This window comes from Dyella amyloliquefaciens, from assembly GCF_004296575.1.
Lineage (GTDB): Bacteria > Pseudomonadota > Gammaproteobacteria > Xanthomonadales > Rhodanobacteraceae > Dyella > Dyella amyloliquefaciens.
This window is the reverse complement of sequence record NZ_SAYT01000001.1, coordinates 259,552-270,435: the sequence shown is the minus strand read 5'-3', so window position 1 is coordinate 270,435 and position 10,884 is coordinate 259,552. Positions and strand designations below refer to the sequence as shown.

The 10,884-nt window shown below is 63.0% G+C and carries 8 protein-coding genes; 5 read left to right on the top strand and 3 right to left on the bottom strand.

What is annotated here, in order from left to right; genetic code table 11:
- Positions 1-56: 56 nt before the first annotated feature.
- Together EPB08_RS01090 and EPB08_RS01085 are read right to left on the bottom strand one after the other, a co-directional pair.
- Positions 57-3,251, bottom strand: coding sequence for a TonB-dependent receptor (locus EPB08_RS01090; RefSeq protein WP_130617217.1), 3,195 nt, complete (start codon positions 3,249-3,251; stop codon positions 57-59).
- Between the two features lie 728 nt (positions 3,252-3,979).
- Positions 3,980-4,399 carry a hypothetical protein gene (locus EPB08_RS01085; RefSeq protein ID WP_130617216.1) on the bottom strand — a complete coding sequence of 140 codons (420 nt, stop codon included), beginning with the start codon at positions 4,397-4,399 and terminating at the stop codon, positions 3,980-3,982.
- 213 nt (positions 4,400-4,612) lie between these two features.
- Between EPB08_RS01085 and EPB08_RS01080 the strand changes: the two genes are divergently transcribed.
- Positions 4,613-5,419 (top strand): SGNH/GDSL hydrolase family protein, encoded by an 807-nt coding sequence (locus EPB08_RS01080; protein ID WP_165418353.1) that lies wholly within the window; start codon positions 4,613-4,615, stop codon positions 5,417-5,419.
- A gap of 27 nt (positions 5,420-5,446) precedes the next feature.
- On the opposite strand, the gene EPB08_RS01075 is transcribed toward EPB08_RS01080, so the two are convergent.
- Positions 5,447-6,904: a phospholipase D family protein gene (locus EPB08_RS01075; protein WP_324615116.1), complete on the bottom strand. Its 1,458-nt coding sequence runs from the start codon at positions 6,902-6,904 to the stop codon at positions 5,447-5,449.
- A gap of 407 nt (positions 6,905-7,311) precedes the next feature.
- On the opposite strand from EPB08_RS01075, the gene EPB08_RS01070 reads away from it, so the two are divergent.
- The 4 genes from EPB08_RS01070 (at position 7,312) to EPB08_RS01055 (ending at position 10,870) form a co-directional block, all read left to right on the top strand.
- On the top strand, positions 7,312-7,692 hold the full coding sequence (locus tag EPB08_RS01070; protein ID WP_165418352.1) for a DUF5329 family protein: 381 nt from the start codon (positions 7,312-7,314) through the stop codon (positions 7,690-7,692).
- 85 nt (positions 7,693-7,777) lie between these two features.
- On the top strand, positions 7,778-8,602 hold the full coding sequence (locus EPB08_RS01065) for an SAM-dependent methyltransferase (protein WP_130617214.1): 825 nt from the start codon (positions 7,778-7,780) through the stop codon (positions 8,600-8,602).
- A gap of 190 nt (positions 8,603-8,792) precedes the next feature.
- Entirely contained in the window at positions 8,793-9,080 is a 288-nt protein-coding gene (locus EPB08_RS01060) for a hypothetical protein (RefSeq protein WP_130617213.1), read from the top strand.
- 62 nt (positions 9,081-9,142) lie between these two features.
- Complete coding sequence (locus EPB08_RS01055; RefSeq protein WP_229238166.1) at positions 9,143-10,870, top strand: tetratricopeptide repeat-containing diguanylate cyclase; 1,728 nt, start codon at positions 9,143-9,145, stop codon at positions 10,868-10,870.
- The last annotated feature ends 14 nt before the right edge of the window (positions 10,871-10,884 follow it).

Here is a 10,884-nt window from a genome sequence, read left to right as displayed (position 1 = left end):
TGCGACCCAAAGCATGCGGGGCCGGGAGAAACTCCCGGCCCCGCTCGTCTTACCGCTTAACCACCTTTTCCGAACTTGTACGTCACGCCCACGTAGTACTGGCGCCCGGCGTACTCGAGCTGGTACAGGCGATCGGTCGTATCGCTGCCCAGGTATTCGCGAGGCGTGGAGCGCGTCAGGTTGAGGATCGACGCCGTCACCATCAGGTGCTTGGTGATCTCGTAGTCGCCGTTCAGGTCGATCTGGTTGTAGGGCTGCGTATAGATCGGCAGGCCCGACGCCAAACCCTGCATGGTGCGGCCGGTCCAGTTGCTGGTGGCGCGCAGCAGCAGGCCGTTCTTTTCATAGAACAACGAAATGTTCGCCGCGTACTTGGCACTGCCGATCAGCTCGGAAGAACCGACATCCGTACCGCCGAGCGTAACCGCCGTTTCGTTGGTCTTGTTGAGCGTGTAGTTGGCGATGTAGCCAAAGCCCATGTCGAACGTGTGCTGCGTATACAGCTCGATACCCTTGGAGGTACCGGAGCGACCGTTGGCATTGGTGCTGTACTGCATGAAGTTCTGGTCGGTACCGCCGACGTTCACCGTGATGTTGTTGACGGTGACCGGCACGACGAAGTTCTTCACCGTCTTCTCGAACAGGTCCAGGCCAACCACCGACTCGGGTGCGTAGTACCACTCGCCGGCCAGGTCGAACTGGGTTGCCGTGAACGGCTTCAGGTCCGGGTTTGCGCCGCTACCGTACCAACCCGGCAGCGGAGAGCCGAACTGCTTGCGGTCGTTGTAGTAGGCCTGGGTGTAGTCGGTGATGCTGCCCAACTGGGCCAGGTCGGTGTAGTTGGCACGAGCCATCGCCTGCGAACCGGCGGCGCGCAGCACGAAGTCATCGGCGAAGGTCCACGCGACGTTGAAGCTGGGCAGCAGCTTGTTGTAGCGCTTGGCGGAGGTGGCCTTGGAGAACGTCTGGATCACCGACTGCTCGCGCGGCAGGTACTGGAAGTCACCCGGTGCGCAAGGACCGCCGCCGGCATTCACGCCAGTGGCCGGGCAGATCAGGATGTTGCCGCCCGCATCGTGGTAGTAGACCGCGTTGTTGGTGGTGACCTCGTCGGCGACGCTCAGGTCCTGCTGGGTGCTGACAAAGCGCAAGCCAACGTTGCCGCGCAGCGTGCCGGTATCGAAGTTGGCCTGGGCGTATGCGGCCGAGATCTTTTCCTGGATCGTGGATTCGTTCTCGGGGTGGTTGTAGAGCACCCGGTCATAGGTCGAGTTGAGGTAGTTGTAGTACGCCGGGAAATTGATCGCCGGGAACAGGTTGTCGTTGAAGGCCTCGGTGTTGCCATTGAGCGAGTTCGGCAGGAGGAAGCCCGGCGGCAACTGGCCAGCGGTGGGATCGCAGGTCTGGAATTGCAGCTGCGTGCCCTTGCAATACCAGCGCATTTCGTTGCCCTGCTGCTCGGCATGGTTGTCGCGGTACTTGGCGCCAAACTGCAGCGACTTCATCCAGCTGTCGTCGAAGGCCCAGGTAAAGTCCAGCTGGGCGAAGTTCTGCGAGGTGGTGGTGTTGACCATGTTGGAACCGGTCGAACCCAGGTCCACCTGGCCTTCGCCGGCAAGCATGTTCTGCAGCACGTCCGGCGAGACCGTGAGGGTCGGCTTGCCGTTCAGCGTCCACGCGGCGCCGGTGCTGCCATCCACCCACTGACCGTTGACGAAGTTGCGTGGCTTGGCGGCCATGCCCAGCTCCACCGACGGACCACCGGATGCCCAGGTACGACCGAAGTTGAACGTCCCGCTGAGGGCGCCGCCGCTGTCCCACTCGCCTTCGAGGTTGAGGGTCTGCGAGGTGGCCTTCTCGACCGAGTAATTACCGGTGACCCACGGGATTTCCGTGGAGCAGACGTCCACCGGCTGCCGCTGCGCACCGGTGACGGGGTTGACCGACGAATTACAGCCCGTACCCGCAGCCGGAAGGACATACTTCGCGCCCTGCACGACCGTGTTCGACGGATCGAACGTCAGGCCGTTGGGAGCAAGCAGGCGACCCTGCTGGTCAGCGAAGTTGCTGTTGTTGGGCAGGCCCCACTCCGGGGTTTCCAGGGTATTGGTGATCTGGGTCTGATCACGCTCGAAGCGGAAGTAGTTGCCCGTCAGCAACAGGTGGTCAACGGGCTTGAACTGCATCGTGACCTGGGCGCCCTTGGTCTTCAGATCCAGGTGGTTTTCGCTGGTGGAGAACTGCTGGGGCATCCAGTAGCCCTCGTAGGTGCGGCCCGACTGGTCGACCACGCCGTTACCCCACAAAGCAATGTTCGGCGCCACGTTGGCGCCATACGGGTGGCCATGGACATCCGTGGGCGGAGCGGTACACGTCGTGTTGTCGACACACTTGTCGGACCACCAGTACCAGTTCGACCCATTGGCCGTGTCATCGACCTCCGAACGCTCCTGGTAAGAGCCGGCGACAAGGATGCCGAAGGTCTGATCCTTGTTCTTCCAGGACCACAGCGCCGAGCCTTGTGGCTTGATCTTGCTGCTGGTGTCCGAACCCGCGTAATTGATGGATACGAAGCCATCGTTCGCGTCCATTTCAAGCGGACGGCGCGTGCGCAGGTCGACGTTGCCGCCGATACCGCCTTCATCCAGGCGCGCTTCCAGGCTCTTGTAGAGCTGGATGTCCGAGAACATGTTGGCGGGCATCAGGGTGTAGTTGAACGAACGCGACAGGCCGGCCGAGGTATCGGCCGAAGCCACGTAGTTGCCGTTCAACTCGGTGAGCGTCAGTTCGGGGGCGAGGCCGCGGATGCTGACCGTCTTGCCTTCGCCGGACTCACGGGTGATCACCACGCCGGGGACGTGAGCGAGCGCGTCGGCGATGTTCTTCGCAGGGAACTGCGCGATGTTCTGCGCATTGATCACCTCGACGATGGAGTTCGCGTCGCGCTTGTCTTCCATGTTCTGGTCGACCGACTGGCGGAAGCTCGTGACGACAACGGCCCCGAGGGTCTTGGCGTCCTCGGCTTTGTCCTTGTCGGACTTCTTGTCCTTGTCGGACTTTTGCGCATCCGCGTTATCGGATGTTTGTGCCGGTGCGGGTGCCGCCGTCGGCGTGGCCGTCGCAACAGATGCGGGTGCCTGCGCGGCAAAGGCGACGTTGGGCACAGCAAGGCCAGCGCCCAGCGACAGGGTCGCCAAGGCAAGCGCGGCGTACAACGGCTTTCGCGTAAACACGTGTGGCAAGTACGTCATTTTTCCACTCTCCCCATACTTTTGATGTGCGCCCCCTCTGAAGGCGGCGCGGTGATCCCCCGTTCAATCGCTGCTGCGGATGCGCGATTTATGCAGCAGGTGTTCCTCTCCCTCTCAAATTAGATCGATCTAAATTTCAAACGTAAAAATGGCCCGCGATCCACGGAAGGGGATGCGTCAGGGTCCTGGATGCGTTGCTGCGAAGGCCCGGATCTGCGGTCGTGAAAACGACTCCGTTCCGCTTCTCCCGACACGGGACGTGCGGGGCATGCGGGTGAAGATGGCGCTGCGGACAGCTATGTCGCGGTGCAGGCGGTGGTCGCGCGAGACGGCGGCGGCACGCCCTCCCACGAATACGAGCGCCCTGGCGGCGCTGGCTGCTTTGATCAACGGAATGCGGGCGGTTTCTGGCTTCATGTGACAGCTTCCCAATCACTCAACCTCATCTGGTGGAAAACCGCTACATCACGGGCACACCTCTCGTGCACTCCCGTTGGCCCTCCCACCACGGCCCAAGCCCCAGTTATTCCGGTCGACTGCCATGGCAGCATGACTCGAACCACTTATGACTTGGATCGATCCAAATCCCCTAGGGCGCCATTAAGACGCCGAATACTCAAGCTGTCACGCTGCGACGCAAAAACGCGACTTCCGACCAGCGGAAATCCACGCCCGCTTTCGTATGAGCTTACGAATGCAGCCTGGATGGGCAGGGGGAAGCGATCACTTCATCGTGAACTCTTGGCCAGTCCAAGGTCCGCCTTCGTGAGTCGATGCTCCGAGGTTTCCGTATAGACCACCGCCGATGCATCGAAGCATCGGGACGCTGCGCCCGACACCACGATGACTCCATTCAGCGCCTTGAGATTGGGCAGGTCGCTGGCACCGTGACCGGCGGAGAGATGCAGTTTGGTACGCCCCGACACCGGACGCTCGAGCTCGATGTTCCAGTCGGACGGGATATACCTGATGCCCCGGAATTCCCCACACGCCAATGCAATGCGTATCTCGCTGATGCGCAGGTTTGAAGATGACACCACCAGCGACTGCGGCCAGGAAACAGCGCGCAGTTCTTCATTCGCAGCCCTTGCCGCCACGAATGAAAACGTCAGGAGGCAGAAGATCAAAAGGCGTGCTGTCTTTGACATATCACCGATGCCGTCTTATTGATGAACCTGCGGAGTGTCCAGCCGAAATCGAAGGAAGCAACCATCGAATGCCGCTGGACGATCGAGCCAATCATGCAAACAGCATCGATCGTTGCTCGATGAAGCCTATCGTTCGCCAGGTGAAGATACCTGCGATCCGCACTCGTGGTGTGACCTCGCGCACCGCCCCATCTCCCAGGGAGAACACGCCCCATGCCTTTCAAGTGGATCATCTGCACAGCACTCACGATGTCGCTCCTGGGCACGGCGGTTGCGCCAGCCATGGCCCAGGATGACCCCGTAGGCATCGTCGCGGATCCTTGCGCCAACCAGAAGACGCCGGAGCAGCTGCCCGGAGAACAATGGGCGACGTATATCTTCGCGCACGACTTTGGACGGCTATGTCGCTACCGCTCCGACAATGCGTCGCTGACGGCGCCAGGCAAGGCGCCGCCGCAGGTCGTGTTCATGGGCGACTCCATCACCGAAGGGTGGCAGAAGCTGGACCCCGCCTTCTTCACCGCCGGCAAGCTGGATCGCGGCATCGGCGGGCAGACCACGTCCCAGATGCTGCTGCGCTTTCGCGAGGACGTGATCGAACTGCATCCGCAGGCGGTGCACATCCTCGCCGGTACCAACGACGTCGCCGGCAATACCGGCCCCGTGACGCTGGCGCAGGTCGAGGGCAACATCGCCTCCATGGCCGAGCTCGCGCATGCGCATGGCATTCGCGTGATCCTGGGATCGGTGACACCCGCCGCGCGATTCCCCTGGCGGCCCAACCTCACGATCGGCCCCACCATCAAGGCGCTGAATGCGTGGATCAAGGATTACGCCGCGCACCACGGCTACACCTATGTCGACTATTTCTCGGCGATGAGGACCGCCGGAGGCGGCATGCAGGACGGCCTGTCGGTGGACGGCGTCCATCCGACCCTCAAGGGTTACAAGGTGATGGAGCCGCTGACCGACACCGCGATCAAGCAGGCGATGGAGCGATCGGCCGTCGCCACGCACTGATCGATGCAGGTGCCGTTCGCAGGCTCGCTAGAGCAGGCTGTCGATGGGTAGCAGGCGTAGCACCGACACCTCGGTGCGCCGCTTGGCGGTGGCGCCTGGCTCGCTCTTGTAGACCATGGGCTTGCCGTCTTCCTCGGTCTCCCAGACGAGTTGGTGTGACGTCGGGTCGACCTTGACCTGGTATGCGTTGGAAGGCTGTGTCGCCGTATGGAAGAAGTCGCTGATGGCATGGGCCAACCCCGGCGAATCCACGATGACGCCCATCTCGGTGTTGAGCAGCTTGGAGCGCTGGTCCATGTTCAACGAGCCGATGAACACCTGGCGATCGTCCACGACGATGGTCTTGGCGTGGAGGCTGATGCCTGACGACTTACCCAGCGCGGTGGACGACTGGCTCTGGCCCGACGTCGGCTTGAGTTCGTAGAGCTGCACGCCCCCTTCGGCGAGCGCCTTGCGATAGTGCACGTAACCCGCGTGCGCTGCCGGCTCGTCGGTCGATGCCAGCGAGTTCGTCAGGATCCTGATGGATATACCGCTCTGAGCCACGGACACGAGGTGCTTGGTGCCGGCCTCGCCGGGGACGAAATACGGTGTCGTCGCCAGCACTTCGTGCTGCGCGCCATCCAGCATGGCCTTGAGCCGCGGACCGATGCGCAGCGCCGGCACGTCGCCGTCGGTCTCGATCTTCTCCGGCTGATCCGCCACGAGCTGGGCATCGCCCCAGAACCATGCTCCCCTCGCGTCGGCGGTCGGCCCGTCCGGCAACTCGTCCAGCGCAGCCTGCGCATAGTCGGACTGAGCGAATTTCCTCACTTCCTTCTGCAGGATCTGCCTGGCAGAGGCCAGCTTCTGGCCGCTGCTGTCGGTCTTCTTGAGTTGGTTGAGCGGATAGGCCGCATCGCAGTTCCAGTAGGCATCAAACGCATCGGAGGCTTCCTGCACGACAGGCCCGATGGCTACCACGTCCAGATCGCGGAAGTGCGTATCGCTACCCGCATCGAAGTACGGATCGCCGATGTTGCGCCCGCCGATGACGGCCACGTTGTTGTCGACGATAAACGACTTGTTGTGCATGCGCCGGTTGAGTCGACGCCACTCCAGCATGAACTGCGTGGCGCGCGACAGCAGCGTCGGGTTTCGTGTCTGGAACGGGTTGAATAGCCGGATCTCGATGTTGGGATGCGTATCCAGCGCCTCGAACAGATGGTCCTTGTCGTCGAAGTTGTTGTCGTCGATCAGCATCCGCACGCGCACGCCGCGATCGGCGGCCGCCAGCAGATGCTGCATCATCAGATGCCCGGTCATGTCGTTGGCGAAGATGTAGTACTGCAGGTCGATCGAGTGCGCGGCGTGATCGGCAAGCACGACACGGCTGAGCAACGCGTTCGTACTCAACGTCAGCAACCGGAAGCCGGACTGGTTCGAATGCTTGTCCACTTCCGCATGCGCGTACTTCGCCGACGGAGTATCGGTGGCCGGCGGCAAGTGATGCGTCTGTGTCTTGTCCGTGCTCGGCGGAAGCGTGGAGCACGCCTGAAGGAAAAGACAAAAGACTGTGAAGGCAAACGCGACGACCCTACGATCTGTCCGCATGTTGACACCCTCGGATGGACCAGCCAGCCCACGGCTCGTGGACTATCCCCCGCATCAGTTCGTTTGTTGATGTATCACAGCGAGGCCCTATGCCGGCTGACTGTCAGCGCGGTCGAGCGATGTTGCATCGCGCGTCGAAGCGGCAGTCGCAAAGCGTTCAGCCAGAGCTGATCGCTTCCCGTCCGAACCATACGCGCCTGCTATCGCGTTGACGCCCCGGCTATCGCGCCGGGTGTAATAACGATGCACCGCTCGTGCATGGATCGCACTGCATATACCCAGCCCCTCAGGATGACACCGTGTACTTCCATCCACACTTCGCCAGGACTGCCATGCTGCTCGCGCTGATGGTCGCCACGACCGTCGCGCACGCCGGGCTGGATGCGCAAGGCCAACGCGAGGTGGACGCCCTGCTCGCCTTCGTGGGCAACAGCCACTGCACTTTCATCCGCAACGGCAAGTCCTACGATGCCGCCGACGCGCAGAGCCATCTCGCGTTCAAGCTCAACTATCTGGTGCAGCGGGACAAGGTGAATAACGCGGACGAGTTCATCGAACGCGCGGGCACGGCAAGCAGCCTCAGCGGCAAACCCTATCTGGTGAACTGCGATGGCAACCAACGACCATCGGCCGATTGGCTGAAAGAGGAACTTCGCCATCTGCGCGAGGCACAGCCGTAGACGACGATCGGAGCCCGCCACCATGCCGCATGGCTTCCGGGGGCCTCGTCACGCACCTGACCGGGAAGTGCCCTACCATCGGCCGATGAGCACACCTCCATCGGCTTCGAACAGCACACCCCGCGGCAACCTGGCCTGTGTCGGCCTGGGCATGACCCTGGGCTCCCACCTGACGCCACTGGCGCGCAGCCATATCGAGCAGGCCGACGTCGTGTTCGCCGCACTCGCCCACGGTGCGGCCGAGATGTGGTTGCAGCGCATGCATCCGGACGTGCGCAGCCTCCAGCCCTACTACCGGGAAGGCAAGTCCCGCCTGAAGACCTATCGCGAATGGGTCGACCTGATGATGACCGAGGTGCGCGCCGGCAAGCGCGTGTGCGCCGTCTTCTACGGCCACCCGTGCATCTTCGCCTGGTCGCCGCGTACCGCTGTCGAAATGGCGCGCGCGGAAGGTTTCGAGGCGCACCTGGAACCTGGCATTTCCGCCGAGGATTGCCTGTACGCGGACCTCGGCATCGATCCCGGCCGCTTCGGCTGCCAGCACCTGGAAGCCAGCCAGTTGCTCTTCTATGAGCGCCGCATCGATCCCACCGGCTATCTGGTGCTGTGGCAGGTGGCGCTGGTCGGCGACTGGTCGCTGACGCGCTTTGAAACCGGCCCGGCCTACCGCCAGGTGCTGGTTGACGTGCTGAGCGCCGACTATCCGCTCGACCATGAAGTGATCGTCTACCGCGCGCCGACCCTGCCAATCGAGAAGCCGCGGGTACGACGCCTTGCGCTGCGCGACCTCCCGGCCGCAACACTGACGGGTGAGGACACCGTGGTCCTGCCGCCCGCGACGCCGCTGCAGCCGAACCTCGCCGTGCGCAAGCGATTGGAAGCGCTGGACAAGGAACAGGCTTTCGCATGAAGTAACCGCACGTCATGCAGGATTCCCCGGCAGGATCGCCGGGGAAATACGCGGATCCCATCGAGTGAAACGGGATCACGCCGCTCCAGGCAACACCATCGCCATCGGCGGTCGCGCACACGCCCGACATTGGCATGGGGATTGCATCCACCAGTGGGATGCTCGTACGTCACAGGGACCAGGGGAAAACATGTCAAACACGATCGATTTGCTGGAAGCCATCGGCAAGAACGCCGCGTTGCGCCACGCATCTGGCGAGGAGCTTGCGGATGCCCTTGCCAAGGAAGGTGCCTCGGAAGCCTTGCTTGCCGCGGTGAAGAACGGCGATAGCGCGGCATTGTCCGCCGAACTCGGCCATCACCCGCTGCGGGTCAATCACGACGTGCACACCGGCGGCCATGAGGAAGAAGACGCGCCGGACGGCGAGCCGGGCGAAGAAAGCCCGGGCGAAGTCCCCGCCGACTCCGCGCTCGGCTGACCGGCCGCCCCGGCATGCCACGTCGGTGGCACCGCTTTCTGCCATGGCCCGTCCTTGTGGCCATGGCATTTTGCGTCACCATTCGCCCCTCGTTTGCCGACACGTCCGCATCCAGCCTCGCCACCCAGCTCGATCAGGCCGAGGGTCTGCGGACGGCGGACCATCCCCGCTTCCTCCGCCAACTGGACGCGCTGCGCCTGCACATCACCAGCATGTCGGCCCGCGAGCGCTGGCACCTGCGCTATCTCGAAGCGTGGGAATCCTCCTTCCAGGGCGACTACGCCAACGCCGAACCCAGGCTGCGCGACGTCATCGACCACGCCGACGACCCCGCGCTGTCGGTCAAGGCCTCGGCCATCCTCATGGGCGACTGGGGCAGCAACAAGCGCTACGAGGAAGCCTTTGAACTGGCCAACCAACTGGTAGCCAGGCTGCCGACCACGCAGGACAAACTCGCGCGTTTCGTGGCGCTGTCCTACCTGTCGCAGCTGTTGCGCACGGCCGGCCAGTACGACCTGGCGGCAAGCTATGCCCACGACATGGCGCAGGACCTGCCTCCTGGCGAAACCTCGTGCAAACCGATGTCGCTGGAGCTGACCGCGCTCTATGACGCGCACGAGCTGACTTCCACCAGTCCCGAACTCCTGCGCGCACTGGAGTCCTGCCAGATCGCAGGCGAATCGGTATTCATCAACACCCTCTGGCTGGTGAAAGCCAGTATCCATCTCGATGAAAACCAGCCGGAGAAAGCGGTCGAACTACTCCAGCGCATCGCGCCCAGCATCCATCGTGACCAGTACTACTCCAGCATGCTGGCCCTGCAGACGGAACTGGCACAGGCGTACTTGAAACAGGGCAACGATGGCGCCGCGCGCAAGACCGCGCTGGCGGCGCTGGCCCTCAGTGACCCGAACGATGTCAGCGAGACGCTGCGTGACGCCTATCACGTGCTCTACAGCATCGAGAAGAAACAGGGCAACTCGCCCGCTGCACTCACCTACTACGAACACTACGTCGCCCAGGACATCGGCTACCTCAACGACGTCAGCGCGAGGGCACTGGCCTATGCCGTGGCCAGGCAGCACGTGATCGTGCAGAAGCTCGAGACTGAAAAGCTGAGCCGGCAGAACAATATCCTTCTGCTGCAGCAGGCGCTGGATGCGAAGGCGGCCGAGACAAGCCGCCTCTACATCATCGTGCTGCTGATGGGGCTCGCGTCGGCCACGCTCTGGCTGTTCCGGCTCAAGCGCTCGCAGCTGCGCTTCAAGAAGCTGTCCTCGATCGACGGGCTCACCGGCGTCTTCAACCACCAGCACTTCATGAGCGAGGCCGGACGTGCGGTGCAGCAGCTGGAGCGAAAGCTCGGCGCCGCCTGCCTGGTCTTCATCGACCTGGACAACTTCAAGCAGATCAATGACACCCACGGCCACGCCATGGGCGATGTGGTGCTGCGCCGTAGCGTGACCATCTGCCGCCAGCAGCTGCGGCCCAGCGACCTGTACGGCCGCCTGGGCGGCGAAGAATTCGGCATCCTGCTGCTCGACTGCACCCGCGAGCAAGGCATCGCGATCGCCGAGCGCATACGCATCGCGATCGACACCGCCATCGTCGAAGTGGATGCCGGCATCGTCACGTTCTCCGCCAGCGTCGGCCTCGCCTCCACCGACAGTTCCGGTTATGACCTGCAACGCCTGAGCAGGGAAGCGGATGCCGCGCTCTATCGCGCCAAGCGCGCCGGCCGCAATCGCGTGATCTCCGACGCCGAGGAAGACGGGCTCGTCGAGGCCTGATCGCCCAAGGCGCC

Bases quoted from the DNA above. Each gene is read 5' to 3' on its own strand.
- EPB08_RS01055 (WP_229238166.1), top strand. From the start codon at position 9,143: ATGGCATTTTGCGTCACCATTCGCCCCTCGTTTGCCGACACGTCCGCA.
- EPB08_RS01080 (WP_165418353.1), top strand. From the start codon at position 4,613: ATGCCTTTCAAGTGGATCATCTGCACAGCACTCACGATGTCGCTCCTG.
- EPB08_RS01085 (WP_130617216.1), bottom strand. From the start codon at position 4,399: ATGTCAAAGACAGCACGCCTTTTGATCTTCTGCCTCCTGACGTTTTCA.
- EPB08_RS01065 (WP_130617214.1), top strand. From the start codon at position 7,778: ATGAGCACACCTCCATCGGCTTCGAACAGCACACCCCGCGGCAACCTG.
- EPB08_RS01090 (WP_130617217.1), bottom strand. From the start codon at position 3,251: ATGACGTACTTGCCACACGTGTTTACGCGAAAGCCGTTGTACGCCGCG.
- EPB08_RS01060 (WP_130617213.1), top strand. From the start codon at position 8,793: ATGTCAAACACGATCGATTTGCTGGAAGCCATCGGCAAGAACGCCGCG.